25 protein-coding genes and 1 tRNA gene are annotated in these 23,903 nt (G+C 63.5%); 9 read left to right on the top strand and 17 right to left on the bottom strand.

Annotated features, from left to right (window positions below):
* The first annotated feature begins 46 nt into the window (after nucleotides 1–46).
* The gene (locus tag HGO92_RS04405; RefSeq protein ID WP_169992297.1) at nucleotides 47–970 is read left to right on the top strand and encodes a LysR family transcriptional regulator; all 924 of its coding nucleotides are present in this window, start codon (nucleotides 47–49) and stop codon (nucleotides 968–970) included.
* Nucleotides 971–1,042: 72 nt separating this feature from the next.
* Here HGO92_RS04405 and thpD read toward each other — a convergent pair whose 3' ends face one another.
* The 5 genes from thpD to HGO92_RS04380 form a co-directional block, all read right to left on the bottom strand.
* Nucleotides 1,043–1,942 (bottom strand): ectoine hydroxylase, encoded by a 900-nt coding sequence (gene thpD, locus HGO92_RS04400; protein WP_169992296.1) that lies wholly within the window; start codon nucleotides 1,940–1,942, stop codon nucleotides 1,043–1,045.
* A gap of 90 nt (nucleotides 1,943–2,032) precedes the next feature.
* On the bottom strand, nucleotides 2,033–2,431 hold the full coding sequence (locus HGO92_RS04395; protein WP_169992294.1) for an ectoine synthase: 399 nt from the start codon (nucleotides 2,429–2,431) through the stop codon (nucleotides 2,033–2,035).
* 49 nt (nucleotides 2,432–2,480) lie between these two features.
* Nucleotides 2,481–3,752, bottom strand: coding sequence for a diaminobutyrate--2-oxoglutarate transaminase (ectB, locus tag HGO92_RS04390; protein WP_169992293.1), 1,272 nt, complete (start codon nucleotides 3,750–3,752; stop codon nucleotides 2,481–2,483).
* A gap of 132 nt (nucleotides 3,753–3,884) precedes the next feature.
* Nucleotides 3,885–4,394, bottom strand: a complete 510-nt coding sequence (ectA, locus tag HGO92_RS04385; RefSeq protein ID WP_139003872.1) for a diaminobutyrate acetyltransferase — start codon at nucleotides 4,392–4,394, stop codon at nucleotides 3,885–3,887.
* Between the two features lie 338 nt (nucleotides 4,395–4,732).
* A tRNA-Lys gene (locus tag HGO92_RS04380) sits at nucleotides 4,733–4,805 on the bottom strand.
* A 125-nt stretch (nucleotides 4,806–4,930) separates the two neighbouring features.
* On the opposite strand from HGO92_RS04380, the gene HGO92_RS04375 reads away from it, so the two are divergent.
* From HGO92_RS04375 to HGO92_RS04365, 3 genes are all read left to right on the top strand, one after another.
* Complete coding sequence (locus HGO92_RS04375) at nucleotides 4,931–5,578, top strand: hypothetical protein (protein ID WP_169992291.1); 648 nt, start codon at nucleotides 4,931–4,933, stop codon at nucleotides 5,576–5,578.
* Nucleotides 5,579–5,919: 341 nt separating this feature from the next.
* Entirely contained in the window at nucleotides 5,920–6,537 is a 618-nt protein-coding gene (locus HGO92_RS04370; protein WP_074700193.1) for a DUF47 domain-containing protein, read from the top strand.
* Entirely contained in the window at nucleotides 6,538–7,548 is a 1,011-nt protein-coding gene (locus HGO92_RS04365) for an inorganic phosphate transporter (protein WP_169992290.1), read from the top strand. It abuts the gene before it with no gap.
* 101 nt (nucleotides 7,549–7,649) lie between these two features.
* Here HGO92_RS04365 and pstB read toward each other — a convergent pair whose 3' ends face one another.
* The 4 genes from pstB to pstS form a co-directional block, all read right to left on the bottom strand.
* The gene (gene pstB, locus HGO92_RS04360; RefSeq protein WP_074700195.1) at nucleotides 7,650–8,429 is read right to left on the bottom strand and encodes a phosphate ABC transporter ATP-binding protein PstB; all 780 of its coding nucleotides are present in this window, start codon (nucleotides 8,427–8,429) and stop codon (nucleotides 7,650–7,652) included.
* Between the two features lie 31 nt (nucleotides 8,430–8,460).
* Nucleotides 8,461–9,576 (bottom strand): phosphate ABC transporter permease PstA, encoded by a 1,116-nt coding sequence (pstA, locus tag HGO92_RS04355; protein WP_169992288.1) that lies wholly within the window; start codon nucleotides 9,574–9,576, stop codon nucleotides 8,461–8,463.
* The gene (gene pstC, locus HGO92_RS04350; RefSeq protein WP_169992287.1) at nucleotides 9,576–10,505 is read right to left on the bottom strand and encodes a phosphate ABC transporter permease subunit PstC; all 930 of its coding nucleotides are present in this window, start codon (nucleotides 10,503–10,505) and stop codon (nucleotides 9,576–9,578) included. Before pstC ends, pstA begins: the two co-directional genes overlap by 1 nt.
* A 147-nt stretch (nucleotides 10,506–10,652) precedes the next feature.
* Entirely contained in the window at nucleotides 10,653–11,768 is a 1,116-nt protein-coding gene (gene pstS / locus HGO92_RS04345; RefSeq protein WP_169992285.1) for a phosphate ABC transporter substrate-binding protein PstS, read from the bottom strand.
* 286 nt (nucleotides 11,769–12,054) lie between these two features.
* On the opposite strand from pstS, the gene HGO92_RS04340 reads away from it, so the two are divergent.
* From HGO92_RS04340 to disA, 3 genes are all read left to right on the top strand, one after another.
* Entirely contained in the window at nucleotides 12,055–13,182 is a 1,128-nt protein-coding gene (locus HGO92_RS04340; RefSeq protein WP_169992283.1) for an FUSC family protein, read from the top strand.
* Nucleotides 13,183–13,221: 39 nt separating this feature from the next.
* A complete protein-coding gene (radA, locus tag HGO92_RS04335) occupies nucleotides 13,222–14,613 on the top strand; it encodes a DNA repair protein RadA (RefSeq protein WP_169992282.1) in 1,392 nt (463 codons plus the stop codon).
* A 178-nt stretch (nucleotides 14,614–14,791) separates the two neighbouring features.
* Nucleotides 14,792–15,865: a DNA integrity scanning diadenylate cyclase DisA gene (gene disA, locus HGO92_RS04330; RefSeq protein WP_169992280.1), complete on the top strand. Its 1,074-nt coding sequence runs from the start codon at nucleotides 14,792–14,794 to the stop codon at nucleotides 15,863–15,865.
* A gap of 47 nt (nucleotides 15,866–15,912) precedes the next feature.
* Here disA and HGO92_RS04325 read toward each other — a convergent pair whose 3' ends face one another.
* Nucleotides 15,913–16,575 carry a hypothetical protein gene (locus HGO92_RS04325; RefSeq protein ID WP_169992279.1) on the bottom strand — a complete coding sequence of 221 codons (663 nt, stop codon included), beginning with the start codon at nucleotides 16,573–16,575 and terminating at the stop codon, nucleotides 15,913–15,915.
* A gap of 82 nt (nucleotides 16,576–16,657) precedes the next feature.
* Between HGO92_RS04325 and HGO92_RS04320 the strand changes: the two genes are divergently transcribed.
* Together HGO92_RS04320 and HGO92_RS04315 are read left to right on the top strand one after the other, a co-directional pair.
* Entirely contained in the window at nucleotides 16,658–17,632 is a 975-nt protein-coding gene (locus tag HGO92_RS04320) for an iron-sulfur binding domain-containing protein (protein ID WP_440915756.1), read from the top strand.
* A gap of 38 nt (nucleotides 17,633–17,670) precedes the next feature.
* On the top strand, nucleotides 17,671–18,195 hold the full coding sequence (locus HGO92_RS04315) for a hypothetical protein (protein ID WP_169992277.1): 525 nt from the start codon (nucleotides 17,671–17,673) through the stop codon (nucleotides 18,193–18,195).
* Between the two features lie 69 nt (nucleotides 18,196–18,264).
* On the opposite strand, the gene HGO92_RS04310 is transcribed toward HGO92_RS04315, so the two are convergent.
* The 7 genes from HGO92_RS04310 to HGO92_RS04280 form a co-directional block, all read right to left on the bottom strand.
* Nucleotides 18,265–18,450 carry a CsbD family protein gene (locus tag HGO92_RS04310; RefSeq protein ID WP_074700205.1) on the bottom strand — a complete coding sequence of 62 codons (186 nt, stop codon included), beginning with the start codon at nucleotides 18,448–18,450 and terminating at the stop codon, nucleotides 18,265–18,267.
* A gap of 2 nt (nucleotides 18,451–18,452) precedes the next feature.
* Complete coding sequence (locus HGO92_RS04305; RefSeq protein WP_169992084.1) at nucleotides 18,453–18,671, bottom strand: hypothetical protein; 219 nt, start codon at nucleotides 18,669–18,671, stop codon at nucleotides 18,453–18,455.
* Between the two features lie 121 nt (nucleotides 18,672–18,792).
* The gene (locus tag HGO92_RS04300; RefSeq protein ID WP_169992275.1) at nucleotides 18,793–19,302 is read right to left on the bottom strand and encodes an amino-acid N-acetyltransferase; all 510 of its coding nucleotides are present in this window, start codon (nucleotides 19,300–19,302) and stop codon (nucleotides 18,793–18,795) included.
* Nucleotides 19,303–19,384: 82 nt separating this feature from the next.
* A complete protein-coding gene (nboR, locus tag HGO92_RS04295) occupies nucleotides 19,385–19,990 on the bottom strand; it encodes a nicotine blue oxidoreductase (RefSeq protein ID WP_205834180.1) in 606 nt (201 codons plus the stop codon).
* Between the two features lie 140 nt (nucleotides 19,991–20,130).
* Nucleotides 20,131–22,632, bottom strand: coding sequence for an ATP-dependent Clp protease ATP-binding subunit (locus HGO92_RS04290; RefSeq protein ID WP_169992273.1), 2,502 nt, complete (start codon nucleotides 22,630–22,632; stop codon nucleotides 20,131–20,133).
* Between the two features lie 215 nt (nucleotides 22,633–22,847).
* Nucleotides 22,848–23,177: a histone-like nucleoid-structuring protein Lsr2 gene (locus tag HGO92_RS04285; RefSeq protein WP_169992271.1), complete on the bottom strand. Its 330-nt coding sequence runs from the start codon at nucleotides 23,175–23,177 to the stop codon at nucleotides 22,848–22,850.
* A 573-nt stretch (nucleotides 23,178–23,750) separates the two neighbouring features.
* Nucleotides 23,751–23,903, bottom strand: coding sequence for a hypothetical protein (locus tag HGO92_RS04280; RefSeq protein ID WP_169992082.1), 153 nt, complete (start codon nucleotides 23,901–23,903; stop codon nucleotides 23,751–23,753).

The following is a 23,903-nucleotide window of genomic DNA, read 5'->3' as shown; positions in this document are numbered from 1 at the left end:
GTTTTCCGATCATTATCCGTTGGTTGTTACGAATAATAGGAGCGCCATGCTGGACGTACGCAGGCTGCGGCTCTTGCGCGAGCTGAAGATCCGCGGGACCCTCGCCGAAGTCGCCGCGGCGCTGAACTTCAGCCCCTCCTCCGTATCCCAGCAACTCGCACTGCTGGAAAAGGAAGCCGGGGTTGAGCTGCTGCGCAAGACCGGGCGCAAAGTGCAGCTGACACCGCAGGCCGAAGTCCTCGTGGCCCACACCGCCGAGCTGCTCCAGACGCTGGAGCGGGCCGAGACGGACCTGGCCGCGTCGCTGACCACCGTTACCGGCACCGTGCGCGTGGCTGTGTTCCAGTCCGCGGCGCTGGCGCTGATGCCCGATGCCCTGAGCGCCATGGACGCCGGCTATCCGGAGGTGCGGATCGAGATGGTGCAGCGGGAACCGGAAACCGCGCTGTATGAAACCTGGGCCCGGGACTTCGACCTGGTGGTCGCTGAGCAGTACCCCGGGCATGCGGCCCCGCACCACCCTGAGCTGGACCGGACCAGGCTCACCACGGATGCCATCCGGCTCGCCGTCCCGCCGCAGGGCAGCAGCCGCCGCACCGTTGCCTCGGTGGACGATGCCCGCAACCTGCCATGGGTGATGGAGCCGCGCGGCGCAGCCTCCCGCCACTGGGCGGAACAGGCCTGCCGCACCGCCGGCTTCGAACCGGACGTGCGTTACGAGACCGCGGACCTGCAGGCCCAGATCCGCCTGATCGAATCCGGCAACGCCGTAGCCTTCATGCCCGACTTGGTCTGGACCGGCCGAAGCACCAGCTGCGAACTGCTGGAGCTTCCCGGTCAGCCGCGGCGTACGGTCTTCACCTCCGTCCGCCACGCCAGCGCTCACCGGCCGGCCATCCTGGCGTTCCGCCGGGTGCTGGAGCAGACCGCTGAGCAGGTAGCGGGCACCTACACCAGCCCACGCCGCTAGGCTCCAGGATTTAACCAGCTGCGGCCCGCCTTTGCCAGACGGGCCGCAGCCGTTTCAGACGGACTCTTGCTATCAGCCTGCGGGCGTGAAGTCTGTTGCCCCGACGAACTCCGGACGCGGTGCGCCGGCGGAGTACGGTTCTTCACAGGTGTTCTCCACACTGTTGAAGACGATGAAGACGTTGGAGCGGGAGAACGGCGTGACGTTCCCGTTCGATGCGTGCATGCAGTTGCAATCGAACATGATCGCTCCGCCGGCCTTGCCTTCGAGCACATCGATGCCAAAGCGGTCGGCGAACTCGGTCAGGATTCCCTTGTCCGGGACGCCGGCGCCCTGCATCACGAGGGACTTCTTGTAGTTGTCCTCCGGCGTATTGCCGTCGCAGGAGATGTACTCCTTGTGGGAGCCGGGCATGATCATCAGCGGCCCGTTGAAGGAGTAGTTGTCCGTCAACGAGATCGAGATGCTCACGGCGCGCATCCGCGGCATGCCGTCCTCGGCGTGCCAGGTCTCGAAGTCGGAGTGCCACATGAAGTCCTTGCCCTCGAAACCGGGTTTGAAGTTCACGCGGGACTGGTGGATGTACACATCTGAGCCCAGCAGTTGCTTGGCCCGGCCGACCACCCGCGGGTCGTTGGCGATCCGTTTGAAGACCTCGCTGGTCTTGTGTACCTCGAAGATCGAGCGGACTTCCTGCGACTTGGCCTCCACGATAGTGCGCTCGTCCGCGCGGACCACCGGATCTTCGGAAAGCCGCTTCAGTTCGGCCCGGAAGGTCTTGAGTTCCTCCGGCGTGATGAGTTGCTCGATGGTGAGGTAGCCTTTTTCCTCGTAACCGGCGAGCGTGGCCTCATCCATGGGACCCTCAGCCGCAGTTCCCCAGACAACCTTGTCTTCACGGGTCTGGACGCTGGGCTTTCCTGCCACACGTGTCGGATAAACATCAATGCGCGGTTCTGCTGTTGCAGTCATTCCTATCCTCCTCGTTCTCTTTTTTGCTACCGATAAGGAAAAAGCCCGGCCAGCTTGGGGCTGATCGGACTTTTTACCTGACCGGGGGTCTTAGTTGGCTGGTTCTTCAACCACCAGCGGGTAGACGCCGTTCTCGTCGTGGACTTCGCGTCCGGTAACCGGCGGGTTGAACACGCAGGCCATGCGCAGTTCCGTAGTGGCGCGCACGGTGTGCTTCTCGTTGCCATCCAGCAGGTACATGGTGCCGTCCTTGATTTCGTGGACTTCACCGGTGACCTCGTTGGTCAGGGTACCTTCACCCTGCACGCAGTAGACGGCTTCGATGTGGTTCGCGTAGTGGAACGTCGACGTCGTACCGGCGTAGATCACGGTGTCGTGGAACGAGAAGCCTACGCCTTCGCCGGCCAGCACCATGCGGCGGCTGCGCCAGGTTTCGGACTTCACGTCGCGATCGGTGTCGTTCAGATCGTTCAGGTTGGTAACAAGCATGGATGCTCCTTAGGTCTTGGGGGCGTAAATCTTCGGGCAGCGGCGCTGGTTAGAGCGCACCGACCAGTTCGCGTGCACCGGTGACGGTGCTGGCAGCGTCGAGCAGGATCTCGAGACCGCGCTCCAGTTCCACGGCGGTGATCGTCAGTGCCGGCATAAGCTTGACAACTTCGCTCTCGGGGCCGGAGGTTTCCACCAGCAGGCCACGTTCGTAGGCAGCGGCTGCAATCTTGCCGGCGGTCTCGGTGTCCGGGAAGAACACACCTGCCAGCAGGCCGCGGCCGCGGACGCTGGCGCCGTCAACCGTAGCGGCGAGGCGCTCCAGACCGTCGTGCAGCTGGGCGATGCGCGCAGCGACCTGCTGCTGGAAGGCGTCGTCGCGCCAGTAGGTGTTCAGTGCAGCGGTGCCGGTGACGAAGGCCGGGTTGTGGCCGCGGAACGTTCCGTTGTGCTCGCCCGGCTCCCAGACATCGAGTTCCGGACGGAACAGGGTCAGCGCCATCGGCAGGCCGAAGCCGGAGATGGACTTGGACAGGCAGATGATGTCCGGGGTGAAGCCGGCGTCCTCGAAGCTGAAGAACGTACCGGTGCGGCCGCAGCCGGCCTGGACATCGTCGACGATCAGCAGGATGTCGTGCTTCTTGCACAGCTCGGACAGGCCCTTGAGCCAGGTCAGGCGCGCGGCGTTGAGGCCGCCTTCGCCCTGGACGGTCTCCACGATGACGGCGGCGGGCTTATCCACGCCGGAACCGCTGTCTTCGAGCACGCGCTCCAGCCACAGGAAGTCCGCGGTCTCGCCGTCGAAGTAATCGTCGTAGGGAATCTTGGAGCTGTTGGTCAGCGGGATGCCGGCACCCTTGCGCTTCATCGAGTTGCCCGTGACGGACAGCGAGCCCAGCGTCATGCCGTGGAACGCGTTGGTGAAGCTGAGGATGTGCTGGCGCCCGGTGACCTTGCGGGCCAGCTTGAGGGCCGCCTCGACCGAGTTGGTGCCGGTGGGGCCGGGGAACATGACCTTGTGGTCCATGCCGCGCGGCTTGAGGATGACCTCCTGAAAGGTTTCCAGGAAACGGCGCTTGGCCGGGGTCTTCATGTCCAGCGAGTGCACCACGGCGCCGCTGCGCAGGTAGTCCAGCAGCGGCTCGAGCAGCAGCGGGTTGTTGTGGCCGTAGTTCAGCGCGCCGGCGCCGGAAAAGAAGTCAAGGTATTCCTTGCCGTCTTCGGCGTACATGGTGCTGCCCTGCGAGCGTTCGAAAACGGCGGGCCAGCTGCGGCAATATCCACGGACCTCTGATTCAAGCGTTTCAAAAATATCAGTCATGAGAAAGTACTTCCTTCATGTGGTGCGGCCGCTGCAACCTCTTGGGAGGTACGCGCAACGCAGCCGCGGATTAACAAAATTTGTGCTGGAGCAAAACTGCGGAGAAAAGCAGGACGAACAAGGATTGATTACCTAGTTCAGCGGGCCGATCCGGAACAGGAATTCCGTGTCATGGCCGTCGGGATACATGCTCCGGGTAAACAGGGGATCGCGCTCCAGCGGAACATTCCGGCGCTCGGCAAAGCTGGAGAACAGCCGCATTGATGCAGCGTTGTCGTCGGTGATCGTCGTTTCGACGAAGTCGGAATCCAGCCGTGCGGCCAACTCGTCGAGCATGGTGGCGGCGAGTTTCTGACCTCGGAACGCTTGGTTGACGGCAACCTGCCACACCATGAGGGTGCCCGGCTCATCGGGGCGTACGTAGCCGGTAACAAAACCGGCCGGTTCATCATCAATGGTGGCGACGACTGACGTCTCCGCGAAGTCGCGGCACCACAGCAAGTAGGAATAGGACGAATTCAAATCCAGGACCTGGGAGTCCTTCGCCATGCGCCACAGCGCGGCGCCGTCATTCAGGGTTGGTTTACGGAATTTTGCTTCTAGCCTCGGACGTGTCTGGGTTTCTGCGAGTTCTTGAACCATCTATTCGACCGTAACGAGATCTGGATGATAATCAACCTGACATCGGCGGATTTGACAGGTTTTGGCCGTCCAGGGGGTTACCGGAGCCTCTTCGGTACATTCCGGGTTTGGCCTTATTTTGATTGGCAATCGGCGAAATGACGACGGCGGAGATCGTCGCAATAATTATCGTTACCATTCCGTGACATTTGCGGTGTGACAAAATCGACACATCGGGCCAAAAGGGTGGGTTCCGGGGAGCGCCGGCCACGCGAACGGCCGGTTAACGCACCTCGGAAGCCCTGGTTAAAGGGCAGCACCCCTGCCCGACATATCGTCTGGCAGGGGTGCTGCAGCGGTGGGCCCTGCGGGGATCGAACCCGCGACCCGCGGATTAAAAGTCCGATGCTCTACCAACTGAGCTAAAGGCCCGCCAGCCATCCGGCCGGATGCAAGACCCGGACCAAATTGACCGCTACTTACTTTATCGCACCCATGCCCCTACAGATGAATCGCCGGTCCTCGACCGATATGAACCGTAGGAGTATCGTCATGGCATGGACGGAAACAACGGAATTGACGCACCGCGGCCGCATAAGCCAAAGCCATTTGCTCCGTTGGACTTCGAAGGATTCACCGGCGGGGCGGACCCGGCACGGGTTTCCGAAGCGGCCCATCTGGCAGCGCAGGCACTGGTCCACCACGGCCGGGAATCGGATGATCCCGAGATCACCAAGCGGCTGGTCAAGCTGGCGGATCAGCAGGGCCTCGAAGCCATCGCGGAAATGTGGGCGGAGAGCCCCGCACGGTCGCTGCCCGGCGCGCTCTGGCGGCTCTACGCCCTGCGCACCGCCACCCAGCAGAACCCCGAGCGCATGTCCGCCTTCTTTAAGGCCGGCAAGGACGTCGCTGAAGTGTCCAAGGTGGTGGCCGGTGTCGCCGAACCTCCCGGGGCGGACGAAGTCACCAGGATGGCGGACACCATTCTGTCCGGAGCCTTCGACGGCGAATTCGACATCGCGTTGGACCGATCCGCTGCGTTCTGCCGCGTTGTGGCCCTTGGCCAGACGCACCACGCAGACGCTGCCGAACCCGCCAACGAGAACCATGCAGCAAAACTCACACAGAGCTCCCACCGCCTGATCAAGACGGCAGAGGACCTCGAAGCGGCGGCCGTTGCCTGGCGCCGCGGCGAGTTGGACTAGGGCTGCAGCCAGTCCCTCACAGCACCGCAGCACCGGTATCGCACCGTCGCCGGGCGCGGGGCATGTTAGCCCTGCCCGGCCCGATTTTCCAGCAGATTTAGCGTTTTTTCCCCGTTATTCCGCGGTGGTTGACATCGATGCTCCGGCGTAGAAAACTGAAGGTGGTGTCGAACTGTGGCAGCCCCGGGCTCCAACTTTTAGCCGCTTCGAGCGGCCATCCGCCGAGAGGCGCTCCCAGTTCGGCACCATTATTCTTGTTCACTTTCAGGCGATACTCTTAGCCTTGCGGACGTCCTCAGCTCCGCAGATTTCTTCCACAGCTAGAGACTTTCGGTGAAACAGTGAAGCTAAGCCTCTTCCCCCAGGAGAACAAGAGCCTGGATCTGCTGACCGAGATGGCGGGTCAAATCCCCCACGGCGTCACCACGCTCTCCGAGATCCTCGGCGCGTCGGCAGATGACTACGATCGCCTGGCCGAAGAACTGCACCAGCATGACGCCAAGGTTTTCGAGCTTCACTTCGCGCTGATGACACACGTACGGACCAGCTTCATCACGCCCCTGCCCCGCGAGGACCTGTTCCAAATCTCCCGGTACATCGTGGAGGCCTACGAAAAGCTCGACGGCGCCGCCGAACTGATCGCCCTGAACCGGGTCAAACGGCTTTCCACCAGAGCGTCGGAGCAGCTGGAGGTCATCGCCCGCATGTCGGAGCTGACCCGGGACGCGATGGGACGGCTGAGTTCCCTGCTGGATCTGGATGAGTACTACGTGGAAATGCTCCGGCTGGCCAAGCGCGCGGAGCGGACCCACCGCAACTGGACCGCGGAGGCGCAAAAGGAGCTGAAGACCCCCAACTACCTGCGCCACCGGGACGTCGCCAATCAGCTCGTGGAAGTCACCAAGGACTTGCGGCGCGTTTCGAACCACGTAGGCCAGATACTGATCAAGGAATCGTAGGTGGAGCTGTTCCTGTTCGCAGTAGTTGTCGTCTTCGCCGGATCCTTCGCCTTCATCAACGGTTTCCATGACGTATCCAACGCCGTAGCCACCGCCGTCCGCACCCGCGCACTCACGCCGAGCATCGCCGTCGTTCTTGTGGCTTTTTTCAACTTTGCCGGTGCGATGATCTCCACCGGCCTGGCCCTGCTGGTCAGCGAGGCTTGGATCGGCCTGCCGGAAGGGCCTGAAGGCCTCGGCATCCTCATAGCCGGCCTCCTAAGCGCCTGCGGCTGGGGAATCTACACCTGGTGGCGGCGGATGCCTTCCTCGTCCACGCACGCCCTTGTGGGCGGGCTGGTGGGCTCCGGCGCGGCCTCCGCCTTCCTCGGCGGGCACAACATCATCGCCGGGGAGAACTTCATCGGCACGCAGATTGTCCTGCCGCTGCTGCTCACCCCCGTCATCGCCTTCGCCATCTCCTACGTTGTGGTGTTTCCGCTGACCTGGATTTCGCGCTACACGGCACCCAAACGGGCCAACGAGACGAACCGGATGACCCAATCCATCCTCGCGGGTGCTTTTGCCTTGGGGCACGGGCTCCAGGACGGACAGCGGACCATGGCCGTGCTGCTGTTGGCGCTGGTCGCTGCGGGGCTGGATACCGGGGACCGGATGCCGCTGTGGGTGCAGCTGTTCGCGGCGACCCTGCTGGCCGCCGGCAGCTTGTTTGGCGGTTGGCGCCTCTCGCACACGCTGGGCTACCGGCTGGTGAGGATGGACCCGCTGCGCGGTGCGGTGGCACAAGGCGTGAGTTCGGCCATGCTGTTCTTCGGCGCGATTGCCCTGCACATCCCGCTTTCCAGCACGCACACCATGACCTCCGCCATCCTGGGCGCGGGCGCCAATCAGCGCTTCGACGCCGTCCGCTGGCGCGTCGCGAACCGGGTTTTCCTGACCTGGATCCTGACCGCCGTCGCGACGGCAATCATGGGCGCGGTCTTCTACCTGGCGCTGGACCCGCTGCTGTAGCTTCCGCCAAAGCACGACGGCGGCACCCGGCTGGCGGGTAAACCGCCGGGTGCCGCCGTGGACCGCTGTGCAGACGCCGGTTGGGTACCGGGGCGCTCTGGTTAGCCGAAGCGGCCGGAGACGTAGTCTTCCGTGGACTTCTCGCTCGGGTTGTTGAAGATGGTGGGCGTGTCGTTGTATTCGATCAGTTTGCCGGGCTTGCCGGTGCCGGCAATGTTGAAGAACGCTGTCTTGTCCGAGACGCGGGCGGCCTGCTGCATATTGTGGGTCACGATCACCACGGTGTATTCGGTCTTGAGTTCCTCGATCAGGTCCTCGATGGCAAGCGTCGAGATCGGGTCCAGGGCCGAGCACGGCTCGTCCATCAGGATCACCTGCGGGGAGACGGCAATGGCGCGCGCAATGCACAGACGCTGCTGCTGGCCGCCGGAGAGGCCGGAGCCCGGCTTGTCCAGGCGGTCCTTGACCTCGTTCCACAGGTTGGCGCCGGTCAGCGACTTCTCCACGAGTGCGTCCGCATCCGACTTGCTGATCCGCTTGTTGTTCAGCTTCACGCCCGCCAGGACATTGTCCCGGATGGACATGGTGGGGAACGGGTTCGGGCGCTGGAAAACCATGCCGATCTGGCTGCGCACGGTGACCGGATCGACGCCGGGCCCGTAGAGGTTTTCCCCATCCAGGAGTACTTCGCCCTCGACCCGGGCTCCCGGAAGCACCTCATGCATCCGGTTCAGGGTCCGCAGGAAGGTGGATTTGCCGCAACCGGAGGGGCCGATGAACGCGGTGACGGACCGAGCCTCGATGTTGATGTTCACGCCTTCAACGGCCCGGAAATTTCCGTAGTAGACGTTCAGATCATTGACGTCGATACGCTTGGACATAGTGTTCCTTCTCTTGGACGCAGGTGGTAGCTTAGCGGCCGGTCTTGGGGGCGAAGAGGCGGGCGATAACCCGGGCGATGAGGTTCAGCAGCATGACGATCAGGATCAGCAGCAGCGCCGCCGCCCACGCCCGCTGGGCACTCGGATCGATGTTCGTCGGCGAGGTGGGGTTCATCAGCTGCCGGTAGATGAACGTCGGCAGGGTGGTCATCCAGCCCGCAAACGCGTTGAAGTTGATGCTGTTGACGAAGCCTGCGGTGACCAGCAGCGGAGCGGTTTCGCCGATAACCCGGGCTATCGCCAGCGTGACACCGGAAGCAATACCGGAGATCGCCGTCGGCACCACGACCTTGATGATGGTGCGCCATTTGCGCACGCCCAGGGCATAGGAGGCTTCGCGCAGCTCGTTGGGCACGATCTTGAGCATTTCCTCGGTGGAACGCACCACTACGGGGATCATCAGCACGGACAATGCGACGGCGGCGACGAAGCCGGTACGCGTGGACGGGCCGAAGATCAGTCCGAAGAGCGCCGCCGCGAACAGACCGGCCACGATGGACGGGATGCCGGTCATGACGTCGACGAAAAACGTGATGCCGCGGGAGAGCGGGCCGCCCCGGCTGTACTCGACGAGGTAGACGGCGGTCAGCAGCCCCACCGGCACCGATATGACGGTCGCCCAGAAGGTGATCAGGACCGTACCGACGATGCCGTGGTAGGCGCCGCCGAGCACCGGGGTGCCGTTCTCGACGGTCTCGTTGTCTACCACGCCGGTCATGCCGTTCATGGAGGTGAACAGGAAGTTGGAGGTCATGCCGGGAAGGCCCTTTTCCAGGACAGTCCAGATGACGGAGACCAGCGGCACCAGAGCGACGATGAACGCCGCGTAGATCATGTTGGAAGCGAAGCGGTCCTTGGCTTTGCGCTCACCCTCAACTGACAGCGTGACCAGGAACCCGGCGATCACAAAGATCACGGCGGAGAACAACGCCCAGCCGACCACATGGAAGCCGATCAGGGAGGAAACGGCAGCGCCCAGTACCAGCGAGCCGGCCAGCACGGCCCAGATGGCCCACTTCGGCAACTGGTTCTTGGTCAGCGTGTTCTTACGCAGCGGCGAAGGCGTGCGCGTAGCGGTCTGTGACATTAGTTTGCCCCCGAGAATTCTTTGTGACGGCTAACGATCCAGCGGGCGACCATGTTCACGGCCAGGGTGATGACGAACAGGACCAGGCCGGCGGCAATCAGCTCCGCCAGGCGCAGCCCGAAAGCCTCCGGGAAGTTCAGTGCGATTTCGGCCGCGATGGTCTGGTTGCCGCTCTTGATCAGGCTGGCGATCAGGCCGCCGCCGGAGAGCACCATGGCAACGGCCATCGTTTCGCCCAGGGCACGGCCCAGGCCCAGCATGATGGCACTGATGATGCCGGCGCGGGCGAACGGGAACACGGTCATCCGGATCATTTCCCAGCGCGTGGCACCCATGGCCAGAGCGGCCTCCTCGTGCAGCTTGGGCGTCTGCAGGAAGATTTCCCGGCTGAGCGAGGTGATGATCGGCAGCACCATGACGGAGAGCACGATGCCGGCGGTCAGCATGGTTTTGCCGGTCTGGCTCGCCGGGCCCGCGAAGATCGGGATCCAGCCGGCATTCTCCGCGAGCCAGACGTACGGGCCCACCAGGGCCGGCGCCAGCACGGTCATGCCCCACGCGCCGTAAACCACCGATGGGATGGCGGCGAGCAGGTCGATGACGTAGCCGAGCCCCTGGGACAGCTTCCGCGGGGCGTAGTGCGAGATGAACAGCGCCACGCCAATGGAAATCGGGGTAGCGATCAGCAGCGCAATGGCTGCGGCGATAAGCGTGCCGATCACAATCGGCCAGATGTAGGTCCAGAAACCGCTGCCGCCGGTGATTTCGGCTGGATCCGCGGTAAACGTTGGAAGGGCCTGCCACAGCAGGAATACCGCCACGCAGAAAAGGACGAAGAGAATCAGGCAGCCAGCGAACAATGCGATGCCGGAGAATACCTTATCTCCGGCACGGCCTCTGCTGCCGCTTTCTGTCAATGTGTTGGACACTTCACAACCCTTCGGGCTCCCTGTTGTCTAGCGGTCTGGCTTTGTCAGTTTTCACTGTTTTGTCCACGGGGGCAACGTCGGCTCCCTGACACGGGTGCGCCCCGCACGTCATTAGTCCGACGGCGGGGCTCCCCTGGGTACGTGGTGCTACGAGGCCACCGTGATGGATTCGATAGCAGTCTGGGCCTGCTCGCGCAGGGTTTCGGAGATCGGCGCACTGCCTGCGGAGTCGGCAGCAACCTGCTGGCCTTCTTCGCTGATCACATAGTTGCCGAACGCCTTGACCAGGTCAACGGTCTCCTGGTTATCGTAAGCGGTGCAGTAGATGTGGTACGAAACGAGCACAATCGGGTAGGCACCGGATTCGCTGGTGTCGCGCTTGAGGTCCAGGGACATGTCGATGTCGCTGCGGCCCTCGACAGGCGTGGCAACCTCGACGGCCTTGGCCGCGGCTTCCGGGCTGTAGCCGACGAACTCTTCGCCGACCTTGACCTTGACGGTGCCCAGATCGCCGACGGCGGAAGCATCGGCGTAGGTGATGGCACCATCGGTGGCGCTGGCGGCGGATACGACGCCCGAAGTGCCCTGGGCGTTCTCGGCGACGATGTCGGCGGGCCAGGCATCGGACGGCTCGTCGGTCCAGACCTCGGGAGCGGCGGCGGCCAGGTACTCCACGAAGTTCTCGGTGGTGCCCGAGTCATCGGCGCGGTGGACCACCGTGATGGGGGTGTCCGGCAGTTCCACGCCCTCGTTCAGGGTGACGATCGCGTCGTCGTTCCAGTTGCTGATTTCGCCGCGGAAGATCTTGGCGATGGTCTCGGCATCGAGGTTTAGCTCGTCAACACCCTCAAGGTTGAAGGCAACAGCGATCGGAGATACGTAACCCGGGATGTGGAAGGCTCCCTCGGGTCCGCACACCTCCTTGGACTTCTCCAGTTCCTCCTCGTCCATGTAGGCATCGGAACCGGCAAACTGCACGCCGCCGGCCAGGAAGTTGTCGCGGCCGGCCCCCGAGCCGTCCGGGGAGTACTGCACGGTGGCTTCCGGATTCTGCCCCTGGAAACCGGCCATCCAAGCCTGCATGGCTGCGTCCTGGGAAGAAGCGCCGGCGCCGGACAGGGTGCCGGAGACGCTTTCGGCTGCCGCGGCACTGCCGCCGGCCTGCGCCTGCGAGCCGGTGGCGTTGTCGGAGCCGCAGGCGGTCAGGGCCAGTGCTGCTACGGAAAGTACTGCGGCCGCGCGGCCGAAGCGGAATGCCTTCACTTTGGGTCCCTTTCAGGGTTAGCAAACGAGATGGACGAAATGCGCGGTTAGGGCCGTGCGGTTTCGTACTTCTACGAAGCTATTCGTGTCAGGTAACGAGATTGACGGGTGAAAATGAACGGAAAGTGAACAGATGCGGGCTATTCGCTAACATCGCCGCTGATGCTGTTGCTTTTGTGATGGAAATCGTATTAGAGGGCCCCTGCGCCTTTGCCCATCCCGGCGCTCCGGCGACGCACAGCGGCACAGTTCCGGAGGCCCCCGGCTTCCCGCCTAGACTGAACCCATGAGTACCGGCGGCCCTCTCTCCCGAGCCCGTACTTTCCTGCGCACCCGCACCCGCGTGGGTTTCAGCCGGAGCAAGGCTTCACTGTTTCCGGCTGCTCGGATGACACTCTGTGCCGTCGCCGCCTACGTGATCGCCGAGCAGCTCCTGGGCCACGAGGGCCCGCTGTTCGCGGCAACGGCGTCGCTGGTAGCCTTGGGGTTCGCCACCGGTCCGCGTTTCCGCAAGGTTATGGAAGTGGCCATCGGCTGCACCCTGGGCATCGCCGTCGGTGACCTGCTCCTGCATTTCCTCGGCTCCGGAATCTGGCAGGCAGCAATCGTTCTGTTGATTTCCATCCTGCTGGCGCGTTTCCTGGACAGCGGGTCCATCTTCTCGACCCAGATGGGCATCCAGTCCGTACTGGTAGTACTGTTGCCGGCTCCCGACGGCGGACCGTTCACCAGGAGCCTGGACGCCGTGGTCGGCGGCGTCCTGGCGCTGGTAGTGACCATGCTGATCCCGGGCGACCCGCGGTCCGCTCCCAAAACGAACCTGCAGAAGCTACTCAGCGAGCTTGCGTCGGTGCTGCGCGAATGCTCCAATGCGCTCAGCCGCAGCGACTCCACGTTGGCCTGGCACGCCCTGGTCCGTGCCCGCGCCTCGCAGAAGCTGATCGACGAGGTCCGCACGTCTTTCTCCGGCGCGCGGGAAGTGGCCCGTATTTCCCCCGCCTACCGCCGCCACCGCGAAGAAGTGGGCGACCTGCAGAAGTCTGCGGAGATGATTGACCTGGCGATGCGCAACAGCCGGGTCTTCTCCCGGCGCCTGACCTCGGCCATCAACCATGCAGCGATGACGGACGACGCCATCGAATCCTTCAGCGAGGTGCTGCTGGAAGCCGCGGACGCCGTCGAGGTGCTGTCCGCCGGCCTCTCGGATCCGGACGCCGCGGCACGCGAGCGCAGGCTCAGCTCTGCCCGGAACGAACTGGCCGCCGTGGCCACCCTCCTGCATCCGAAGACCCTAGGCATCCAGAAGCTGGAAGGTGAAGGCCTGGTCCTCGTCTTCCGCCCGCTCATGGTCGACCTCCTCGAAGCAACCGGTCTGACCCATGACGAAGCGGCCGCGTACCTGCCCAAACTGTGACCGGCCGGGATTGTCACACCGTTCCGTTAGCCTGATTCCATGAGTTCTAAGACCGCACGCGCCAAAGCGCCCGCATACCGATGTGCCGAATGCGGCTGGAGCACCGCTAAGTGGGTAGGCCGTTGCGGCGAGTGCCAGGCCTGGGGCACCGTGGAGGAAGCCGGGGCCGTCATTTCAAGAACGACGCCGGCCGCCGCCGTTGCGAAACCAGCGCAGCGCATCGCGGACGTGGACGCCTCGACGGCGGCTTTCCAGGCCACCGGCATCGGCGAGCTGGACCGGGTGTTGGGCGGCGGGCTGGTGCCCGGCGCCGTCATTCTGCTGGCCGGCGAGCCGGGCGTGGGCAAGTCAACCCTGCTGCTCGACGTAGCGGCACGGGTGGCCGGACTTGCGAAGGATGTCCTGTACATCACCGGCGAGGAATCGGCCGCACAGGTCAAGCTGCGCGCCGAACGTATTTCCGCCGTCGCGGATTCCCTGTACCTGACCGCGGAATCTGATCTGGGCATCGCGCTGGGGCAGATCGAAAAGACGGATCCTTCGCTGCTCATCGTGGATTCCGTCCAGACCTTGAGCAGCTCCGCAGTTGAAGGCAGCGCCGGCGGCGTCACCCAGGTCCGCGAAGTGGCTGCCTCGCTGATCAACGCGGCGAAAACCAGGAACATGACCACCATTCTGGTTGGCCATGTCACCAAGGACGGTTCCATTGCCGGGCCCCGGTTGCTGGAGCATCTGGTGGATGTGGTCTGCCAGTTCGAGGGGGACCGGCACTCCAGGCTGCGGCTGCTTCGTGCGATCAAGAACCGCTACGGCCCCACGGATGAAGTGGGCTGCTTCGATCTGACCGAAGAGGGGATCGAGGGACTGGCTGACCCCAGCGGGCTGTTTATGTCCACGGCGGCGGAGCCGGTTTCCGGTACCTGCATCACTGTGACCTTGGAGGGCCGCAGGCCGCTGCTGGCCGAAGTGCAGGCGCTGCTCGCCGAGACTTCCAACGCACAGCCGCGCCGGGCCACCAGCGGCCTTGATTCCTCCCGGGTGGCCATGATGATGGCCGTGCTGCAGCGCCGGGCAGCCATGTCGCTGCACAAAGATGACAGCTACGTGGCCACCGTTGGCGGCGTGAAACTGACGGAGCCGGCCACGGATCTGGCCACGGCCCTGGCCATCGCCTCGGCCAAGAGCAACAAGCCGCTGCCCAAGGGCCTGATCGCTTTCGGCGAGGTTGGCCTGGCCGGGGAGGTCCGGCCCGTCCCCGGAATCGCCCGGCGCATCCAGGAAGCGGAACGGCTGGGCTTCACCCATGCCGTTGTCCCTGCTTCCCACGGCGGGCCCGGGCAGGTGCCCAAGGGCTTCCGGGTCAAGGAGGTCGGCACCGTGGCCGAGGCCCTGGATCTTCTCTTCGGCGCAGGCACTGCCAGCTCCAATTAGGCGCACCACAGCCCGCGCACAGCCGCCGCCTTAGCACCAGTCCTGCACAACCGCGGCGGCGGCGCGCGCCTCGTCAGCCTATTATGGTGCCTAATGGCTGTTTCCCGCAGCCTTCCGAAACAGGAGGCAGCGGGCTCCCGCCCGACTGCACTGCGACCGACTGATCAAAGGAAACTTCATGGCTAAGAGCCCCGAGGACGCCTTGAAGGCTACCTTGGCACGTGTCGCTCCGGGCACTCAGCTGCGCGACGGACTGGAACGGATTCTCCGCGGTCGCACGGGCGCCCTGATCGTCCTCGGCTATGACAAGCAGGTGGAGTCCATCAGCAGCGGCGGGTTCGACATCGGCATCGGCTTCTCGCCCACAGGCCTGCGGGAGCTGGCCAAAATGGACGGCGCCATTGTCTGCGACCAGGACGCGGCGAACATCATCAAAGCCGCCGTACAGCTGGTTCCGGACCCGTCCATCCCCACGCAGGAATCCGGCACCCGGCACCGCACGGCCGAACGAGTGGCCATCCAGACCGGGCTGCCGGTGATTTCGGTCAGCCAATCCATGCAGATCATTGCCCTGTATGTCGACGGAATCCGGCATGTGCTCGAAGGTTCGGAGCCAGTGCTGGCCCGCGCAAACCAGGCCCTGGCCACCTTGGAACGCTACCGCGCACGCCTGGACCAGGTGACCAGCTCGCTTTCGGCCCTGGAAATCGAAGCCATGGTCACGCTGCGGGACGTCGCCGTGACGCTGCAGCGCCAGGAAATGGTCCGGCGCATCTCGGAGGAAATCTCCCAGTACGTTCTGGAGCTCGGCGTCGACGGGCGTCTGCTGTCCCTGCAACTCGATGAGCTCACCTCCGGGCTCGGCCCCGACAGCGAAATGATTCTGCGTGACTACGCCGAGGTCAAGGGTGGCATCGAGGTCGAGCCCGCCCTGGAATCCCTGCGCACGTTCAGCTCCACCGACCTGATCGATCTGGGCCGGATTGCCAGCGTCCTGGGCTTCCAGCCCGGCGTGGACTCACTCGAAGCGGTTGTCCAGCCGCGCGGCTATCGGCTGCTCTCGGCAGTGAAATCCGTTCCCCGGGCCGTGGCCGACCGGCTTGTGGACCACTTCGGCGGCCTGCAGAACCTGATGGCGGCAAACATCGATGACCTGATGGCCGTGGACGGCATCGGAGAGCAACGCGCCCGTGTCATCCGCGAGGGACTGTCCCGAATCGCCGAGACCAGTCTCCTCGACCGCTTTATGTAGGAGCGGAAGCCGCCCGCTTCGGCTCCTGGGCAAAGGGCCTGCTTGGCTCACTGCAGGTCGAACACGATTTTGTCGCTGGTCCATGGCCCCAGTTTCGCCGTCAGGACGTACGTCCCCGGCTGCGGATTGGCATTGACCGCCTTACATCCCGGGGCGCTCCGGTTGCGTTCCCAGGTGAACTGCGCCCGCTCGCTTTCGCCCGGCTCGATGGTCCGCATCAGTTCGCTGGTGTCCACGGCGCAGTCCTTGGACGAGAAGATGCGGTCTTCGCCACTGGTCACCAGAAACTCCATGGCATCCGTGCCCACGTTGACCTCGCAAGCCGAGTTGCCTTTGTTGGCGACTTCGAGGATCAGGGTCGGATTCTCACCGGCCGCATAGGCAGGGGCATCCGTCGATGCGGTCACTGAAATCTTGGACTCATCGCAGGCTGCGCTGGCCATCGGACTGGGGGAAGCAGCCGGCGAGGACACCACCGGAACGCTGCCGCCGCCGTCGTCGCTGTCCGCTGCGGGCTGGCCCCCGCCGAAGAGGCTGGCGATCCAGAACCCGATAGCAACAAGCAGAGCCATCACTACCAAGGCTGCGATCAGAAGCGCCAGCCTGCGTCTGCGGTAGACGGCCGGGCTCGGCTTGCGGCCGGAACCTGGGGTATTGCGGGTCGCCGAGGCACCGCCGCCACGCGATGATCCACTGCCTGTACCTGCCATACCTTAAGGCTAGAGACAGTTCCGCGGCCGAAGCGGTAACACCACGCCGAGGCAGTAAGGTATTGGTGGTCACAGACAAGGAATGCCATTGCCCAACCACACGATTATGCACGCAAAACCGGTTCCGGCGCCCGGTCAGACGCGGTATCTGCATGAACAGATCACGTCCTGGTTCGTCGACAATGCGCGCGAGCTGCCGTGGCGGGAGCCCCAGTGCAGCCCGTGGGGCATCATGGTCAGCGAATTCATGCTCCAGCAGACTCCGGTCGTTCGCGTTCTCCCGGTCTGGGAGCAGTGGATGCAGCGGTGGCCGACCCCTGCAGCCCTGGCCGCCGAACCCAGCGGGGAAGCGCTTCGTGCCTGGGGCCGGCTGGGATATCCGCGTCGGGCGCTGCGGCTGCACTCGGCCGCCGCAGCGATTGTGGACCGGCACGGCGGGCAGGTTCCCGATACCCGGGAGGAACTCCTGCAGTTGCCGGGCGTTGGCACCTATACCGCCGCCGCGATCGCCTCCTTCGCCTTCGAACACCCGGAAACCGTGGTGGATACCAACATCCGCCGGGTCCACGCCCGCGCGGTCACGGGCCACGCCCTTCCCGCTCCGTCCCTGACGTCTGCAGAGATGAAACTGGCGGCCGCGCTCATGCCTCGCCAGGAGACCAAGGCATGGAATGCCGCCGTGATGGAACTCGGAGCATTAGTCTGCACCGCGCGCTCCCCCAAATGCGGCTCATGCCCGGTACGGGAGCAGTGCGCCTGGGTAGCCGCAGGCCAACCCGAACCGCATTACCTGCCCAAGGGACAGGCTTGGGCCGGTACCGACCGGCAGGTACGCGGCGCGATGATGGCCGTGCTCCGCGAGGCGGAAACGCCCGTCCTGCGCGAGGTGCTGCTAGGCACGGTGGACCTCGTGGACCACGGCACGGGGCATGCGCTCCCCCTGACCAAGCTGCGATCGCTCGGGGCCAGCGACGAGCAGCTGGCACGTTCCTTGGACGGCCTACTCGCTGACGGCCTCGCCGAAACGGCCGGCAGCGGCGTGCGGTTACCAAATTGAGCCTTGGCTCCAGCAGTTACCGCTCCTAAGCTTCGGGTATGCGCCTGAACCGCAGGGAGGGAAGCTCCCTAACAACGACGGCGGTAGCCGCCTTGCTGGTACTGGTTACCGGCTGCGGTGCCTCCACAGGCTCCGGCGGCTACGCGTGTACGGAAATCGGCGCCGTATCCGGAATCGGCCTCACCGTTGATCAGGAGCTCGCCGACAAGGTCCGCGACGTGGAGCTACAGATCTGCTGGGACGGCACCTGCGAACCGGCCCCGCTTGAGCTGCACCCAGGCGAACGCATGGTGGACCTTGGGTGCGGGTCGGAGCAACCTGACGCAGTGTGCTCGGCGACCTCCACGCCGGATGGCACGCTGACCGGCTTCGCCCAGCTCGACTCGCTGCCTGCGGGCGAAGTTCAGGTCCGAGCCCACACCACGCGCCACGATGGCTCGCGTGTCGAAACGGAGCCGCTTTCCGTCGCTACCGAAACAGTGTTTCCCAACGGCGAAGACTGCCCGGGTGAAGCACAGCAGCTGGCGTTGATCCTTGACGCGTCGGGACTGCATCAACGGTAGATACACACGGCAGGAAAAAGGGAGGGACATGCCGTCCCTCCCTTTCCCTCTCTGGGGTGATCTCCAGGTTCAGCGGTTCGGATCGCCGTCCAGGCGGTCCTTCACGTCTTCACCGACATCCTTGATTTTGGCCTCGGCCTGATCCAGCTGGCCCTCAGCCTCCAGATCGCGGTTATCGGTAGCGTCGCCGGCCTTTTCCTTGATCTTGCCGCTGGCTTCCTGTGCCTTGTTCTCGATCCTGTCGCCCAGACCCATGGCTACTGCCCTTCTTCCTGCTGGCCGCCGCCGAAGCGCTCCTGGGCCCCGTCGACAGCTTCGTTTGCCTGATCGCCGAAGCCGCCGAGCTTTTCGCCGTGCTGCTCCTGCGCGTTGTCCACTGCGTCGTTGGCGCGGTCTGCGAGGCCGCCGCCCTGTTCGTCGCCGCCCTCATTTCCGAAGGCACCCTTGGCTGCGTTGGTGATGTCGTCAATACCCATAGCGTTCTCACTTTCGATCGAGATACATACCGACCGGGAGATCGGCCCGTCCGCTTGCTGGTCATTCCCAACATCTTCACCGTGGCACAGGCAGCTTTCGGATGTCCACCCCTCGTGGCGGTTAGACCGCCCGAATCATCCGGGTGTTTCCCAAAGTATTCGGTTTGACCCGGGCCAGGTCCAGAAATTCGGCGACACCTTCATCCTGCGAACGCAGCAGTTCCGAATAAACCTCGGGGTCAACTGCGGACTGGTCGGCCATGACCTCGAAGCCGTGGTGGGTAAAGAAGTCCACTTCGAAGGTCAGGCAGAAGACCCGGTTGACGCCCAGGTTGACTGCCCCGGCCAGCAGGGCCTCGAGCAGCGCCCGGCCCACCCCCTGGCCCTGCCAGTTCGATGAGGTGGCAAGAGTGCGTACCTCGGCGATGTCTTCCCACATCACGTGCAGTGCCCCGCAGCCAATTACTTCGCCGTTGGAAGCTTCCGCAATCCTAAACTCCTGGATGCTCTCAAAATAGGCCACGGCTTCCTTCTCCAGCAGCACACGCTTGTCGGCGAGCGGCTTCACCAGACGGCGGATCTCGGCAACATCGGACGTACGCGCGGGCCGGATCGTGAAGGATGGAGTCATGGTGCAAGTTTAGGGCCCGTTTCCGGTCGAACCTGCCGCCGGGGCTTCAGCGGCCCACGACACTGCTTACGGGGCCGGGTTGTCAATCCAGACGGTAAAGGTCGGCGACGGTGTCGACGTCGCCGCCGTCGGACTCATCCGAGCAGTCCACGAGATCGATCAGATGCGTGTGGTCCTGCAGAAAGCCGCGCGCCCCGCTATCGCCGCTCGCTGCCTCTGCAGCCTGCGCCACGAGCGCCGCGTCGAACAACACCGGATGGCCGCGCTGCAGTTCGCCATCCGCTCCCCGATAGGCTGCCGCGGTGACGCGGCCGGGCTTATGACTGTCCCGCAGCCTCCTGACGATTGCAGACGTGACGCCGGGCTGGTCCACCAATGCGGCCAGCATATGGAATCCCGATGGTACCGCGGCCGCGCCCAACCGGAAGGAGCTGCCCATTCCGCCGGACCAGCCGGGATTGTCCAGGACAAGGCAGCCGGACAAATCGGCCTGCCGACGGACCTGGTCGGAGCCTGCTCCGAGGACCACCACGATTTCGGCGCATCCGCCGTCCCGCAGCACAGATGCCACGTGGGCGACGAGCGGTTCCTGGCGGTATTCCAGCAGCGCCTTCGGTCCGCGGCCCAGCCGTGTGCCTGCTCCGGCCGCGAGCAGCACTGCGGCGGTCGGCTGCGAGGGAGATGTCATGCCCTCACTATAGGCACGCGTCCGCAGCCTGACAGTGGACAGCTTGCTGCACCAAGCGTTTACGCGACCGGCGGGCCCTGGAATGTCCAGGACCCGCCGATTCGACGCGTTAGTTGCTCAGGAGCCCGTGCGGGCGGACCCTACTGGGAGAGTGCCGGGGTGTCCGGTACTTCCTCGATCGCCTTGGGGGCGCCGGCGCTGGAGAAGGTGAACTTTGCGTCCTCGCCTTCGCCGTCGACGTCCACGCTGATGAGTTCGCCGGGCAGGATCTCGCCAAAGAGGATCTTCTCGGAGAGCTGGTCCTCGACCTCGCGCTGGATGGTGCGGCGCAGCGGCCGCGCGCCCATGGTCGGATCGTAGCCGCGGGTTGCCAGCAGAACCTTGGCCGCCGGCGTCAGCTCGATGGTCATGTTCTTCTCGGCCAGGCGCTTCTCCAGCCGTGTGACGAACAGGTCCACGATCTGGACGATCTCTTCCTGCGTCAACTGCGGGAAGACCACGGTGTCATCGACACGGTTGAGGAACTCCGGACGGAAGTGCTGCTTGAGCTCATCCTGGACCCGGGCCCGCATCCGCTCATAACCGGTCTTGGTATCCGTACCGGATTGGAAGCCGGTCATGACGCCCTTGGAGATGTCACGGGTACCGAGGTTGGTGGTCATGATGATGACGGTGTTCTTGAAGTCCACCACACGTCCCTGGCTGTCGGTCAGACGGCCGTCTTCCAGGATCTGCAGCAACGAGTTGAACAGGTCCGCGTGGGCCTTCTCTACCTCGTCGAACAGCACCACCGAGAACGGACGGCGCCGGACCTTTTCGGTCAGCTGGCCGCCTTCCTCATAGCCGACGTAGCCGGGAGGGGCACCGAAGAGCCGGGACACGGTGTGCTTCTCCGAGTATTCCGACATGTCCAGCGTGATCAGTGCATCCTCTTCGCCGAAGAGGAACTCTGCCAGCGCCTTGGCCAACTCCGTCTTACCAACACCGGTGGGACCGGCGAAGATGAACGAGCCGCTGGGGCGGTTGGGGTCCTTCAGGCCGGCACGCGTACGGCGGATAGCCTGCGAAATCGACTTAATGGCCTCATCCTGGCCGATGACCCGCTTGTGCAGCTCGTCTTCCATGTGCATAAGCCGGCTGGACTCTTCTTCGGTGAGCTTGAAGACCGGGATGCCAGTCGAGTTCGCCAGAACCTCGGCAATCAGGTCCTCGTCAACCTCCGCGATCTCGTCCAGGTCACCTGTCTTCCAGGCGCGTTCCTTGTCGGCACGCTCATCCTGGAGCTTGCTTTCCTTGTCGCGGAGCGAGGCAGCACCTTCGAAGTCCTGGGCATCGATGGCAGATTCCTTCTGCTTCTTCAGCTGCGCGATGCGCTCATCGATTTCCTTCAGTTCCGGCGGCGCCGTCATCCGCCGAATACGGAGCCGCGCGCCGGCCTCGTCGATCAGGTCGATGGCCTTGTCCGGAAGGAAGCGGTCCGAAACGTAGCGGTGCGACAGATGGGCAGCAGCATCCAGGGCACCATCCGTGATGGACACACGGTGGTGTGCCTCATAGCGGTCGCGCAGACCCTTGAGGATCAGAATCGAATGCTCCACCGAAGGCTCGTTCACCTGGATGGGCTGGAAGCGGCGTTCCAGTGCAGCATCCTTTTCGATGTGCTTGCGGTACTCATCAAGAGTGGTGGCACCGATGGTCTGCAGTTCGCCGCGGGCCAGCATCGGCTTAAGGATCGAGGCTGCATCGATGGCGCCTTCGGCGGCACCCGCGCCGACGAGAGTGTGGATCTCATCGATGAACAGAATGATGTCCCCGCGCGTGCGGATTTCCTTCAGTACCTTCTTCAGGCGTTCTTCGAAATCACCGCGGTAGCGGGATCCTGCAACGAGCGAACCCAGATCAAGGGTGTACAGCTGCTTGTCCTTGATGGTTTCGGGGACGTCGCCGCGGACAATGGCCTGGGCCAGACCTTCAACCACTGCCGTCTTGCCAACGCCGGGTTCGCCGATCAGGACAGGGTTGTTCTTGGTGCGGCGGGAGAGAACCTGCATGACGCGTTCCATCTCATGCTCGCGCCCAATAACAGGGTCAAGCTTGGACTCGCGGGCCGCCTGGGTCAGGTTGCGGCCGAACTGGTCCAGCACTACGGAACCAGCCGGAGTACCTTCCTGCTGCTGGCCGCTGGCGGAGACGGGCTCCTTGCCCTGGTAGCCGGAGAGCAGCTGGATGACCTGCTGGCGCACACGGTTCAGGTCCGCGCCGAGCTTGACCAGAACCTGGGTGGCGACGCCTTCACCCTCGCGGATGAGGCCGAGCAGAATGTGCTCGGTGCCAATGTAGTTGTGGCCTAGCTGCAGAGCTTCACGGAGGGAGAGCTCCAGTACTTTCTTGGCGCGCGGCGTGAAGGGAATGTGGCCGCTGGGAGCCTGCTGGCCCTGGCCGATAATCTCCTGCACCTGCTCGCGCACCCCATTGAGGGAGACACCGAGGAATTCCAGCGCCTTCGCGGCAACACCTTCACCCTCATGGATCAATCCAAGAAGGATATGTTCGGTACCAATGTAATTGTGGTTGAGCATGCGGGCTTCTTCTTGAGCCAGCACGACAACGCGACGGGCACGGTCGGTAAATCTCTCAAACATCTCGCACACTCCTAGCTACTGCGTACTTTGATGCTACGTGGCCGAAAGACGATTTTGGGGTCTGTTCGCCCTAGGGATAATGGCCGACCGTAAACCAGATCCGGGACAGGCCCGCCTGCCGTATGGATAAAGGGCGGACCTGCGGGTCCGCCCTTTATGGAAGAGTTATAAAAATCTACTTGCGCCCACGCTGGTGATGGCGGCGGACTGTGCTGCTAGCCGCCGTGGGCCCGGCGGTAAGCCTCGATGATCTCGGACTGTACGCGGCCGCGCTCACTGACGGTGTAGCCGTTCTCCCGTGCCCAGGCCCGCACGGCCGATGCGTCCTGGCTCCGGCCTGCAGAAGCCGGCTTGACCTTTCCGGCGCGGGTGGGAACCTTTCTGGCCTTCTCGACATAAGTCTTCATCGCATCTCTCAGCGCTTCAGCATTCTTCGATGAAAGATCAATCTCGTAATTGATTGCATCCAGCGCAAAACGCACCGTTTCATCGGCACTGCCACCATCCAGGTCATCAACCAGAATGATTTTCACTTCCTGTGCCACAGGAGCTCCTCAATATTGAAGTTTTAGTAATCCCATTGGCTTCCCCAAAACCAATTTGATTATTGCCTATCAATGAATAGCTGGCAACACGGGATGTTTCTGCTGTGCACTAAAGAGTCTCGTGATTATGCGAATCGATCCCAAATGGAAGCCGCGCCGATTTCAGCGAATCCCGCTAATCCGCTTCCCACAGGTAATTGAAGGCCGACGCTGCATAGCCCGGATAATTAGTATTATCGATGTTGCTTTACGTTCCGGGAGGCGGCGGGCGACGCTGAAGTCTCCCATCACAATCCTGTTCGGCGCCAGGGATAGCGGCTGCCTTAGAGCACACGGAGCGGTAGCCGGGGTTGCACGGCCGCAGAGGACCGTCATTACCCACTGCTAAATGATTAGCCCTGCGGCGAAGAATATCAGCCACGGCACAGGTAAATATCGGTCCTGCCGATCATGTCTAGGCGACAGACACCGGTAGAAGAATTATTGCCAGGCCAGCGGTGACTCGATCGCGGGCCTGGCCATGACTGTCAACGGGCAGTTCAATACGCCGAGACAGACATGTAGAGGGTGAAGCTAATTACTGTGCCCCTGCTGATCGGCCTCGTACTCGGCTTGAGCCAGGGCTTCACGCTCCCGGCGGTCAGCGTTGAACACGGCTTTCATAGCGAAGTAAAAAATCAGGCCGACACCGGTTGAAGGAGCCAATACCCACAAATATTCCAACAT

This window comes from Crystallibacter degradans (assembly GCF_012952295.1).
GTDB classification, from domain to species: domain Bacteria; phylum Actinomycetota; class Actinomycetes; order Actinomycetales; family Micrococcaceae; genus Crystallibacter; species Crystallibacter degradans.
This window is presented reverse-complemented; position numbering and strand designations above follow the sequence as displayed.

Coding starts and splice junctions, on each gene's coding strand:
- HGO92_RS04325 (WP_169992279.1), bottom strand. CDS start 16,575: ATGGCAGGTACAGGCAGTGGATCATCGCGTGGCGGCGGTGCCTCGGCG.
- HGO92_RS04340 (WP_169992283.1), top strand. CDS start 12,055: ATGAGTACCGGCGGCCCTCTCTCCCGAGCCCGTACTTTCCTGCGCACC.
- HGO92_RS04305 (WP_169992084.1), bottom strand. CDS start 18,671: ATGGGTATTGACGACATCACCAACGCAGCCAAGGGTGCCTTCGGAAAT.
- thpD (WP_169992296.1), bottom strand. CDS start 1,942: ATGACTGCAACAGCAGAACCGCGCATTGATGTTTATCCGACACGTGTG.
- HGO92_RS04290 (WP_169992273.1), bottom strand. CDS start 22,632: ATGTTTGAGAGATTTACCGACCGTGCCCGTCGCGTTGTCGTGCTGGCT.
- ectA (WP_139003872.1), bottom strand. CDS start 4,394: ATGGTTCAAGAACTCGCAGAAACCCAGACACGTCCGAGGCTAGAAGCA.
- radA (WP_169992282.1), top strand. CDS start 13,222: ATGAGTTCTAAGACCGCACGCGCCAAAGCGCCCGCATACCGATGTGCC.
- HGO92_RS04300 (WP_169992275.1), bottom strand. CDS start 19,302: ATGACTCCATCCTTCACGATCCGGCCCGCGCGTACGTCCGATGTTGCC.
- HGO92_RS04280 (WP_169992082.1), bottom strand. CDS start 23,903: ATGTTGGAATATTTGTGGGTATTGGCTCCTTCAACCGGTGTCGGCCTG.
- nboR (WP_205834180.1), bottom strand. CDS start 19,990: ATGACATCTCCCTCGCAGCCGACCGCCGCAGTGCTGCTCGCGGCCGGA.
- disA (WP_169992280.1), top strand. CDS start 14,792: ATGGCTAAGAGCCCCGAGGACGCCTTGAAGGCTACCTTGGCACGTGTC.
- pstB (WP_074700195.1), bottom strand. CDS start 8,429: ATGTCCAAGCGTATCGACGTCAATGATCTGAACGTCTACTACGGAAAT.
- HGO92_RS04405 (WP_169992297.1), top strand. CDS start 47: ATGCTGGACGTACGCAGGCTGCGGCTCTTGCGCGAGCTGAAGATCCGC.
- pstA (WP_169992288.1), bottom strand. CDS start 9,576: ATGTCACAGACCGCTACGCGCACGCCTTCGCCGCTGCGTAAGAACACG.
- HGO92_RS04395 (WP_169992294.1), bottom strand. CDS start 2,431: ATGCTTGTTACCAACCTGAACGATCTGAACGACACCGATCGCGACGTG.
- HGO92_RS04320 (WP_440915756.1), top strand. CDS start 16,658: ATGCCATTGCCCAACCACACGATTATGCACGCAAAACCGGTTCCGGCG.
- ectB (WP_169992293.1), bottom strand. CDS start 3,752: ATGACTGATATTTTTGAAACGCTTGAATCAGAGGTCCGTGGATATTGC.
- HGO92_RS04310 (WP_074700205.1), bottom strand. CDS start 18,450: ATGGGTCTGGGCGACAGGATCGAGAACAAGGCACAGGAAGCCAGCGGC.
- HGO92_RS04315 (WP_169992277.1), top strand. CDS start 17,671: ATGCGCCTGAACCGCAGGGAGGGAAGCTCCCTAACAACGACGGCGGTA.
- HGO92_RS04375 (WP_169992291.1), top strand. CDS start 4,931: ATGGACGGAAACAACGGAATTGACGCACCGCGGCCGCATAAGCCAAAG.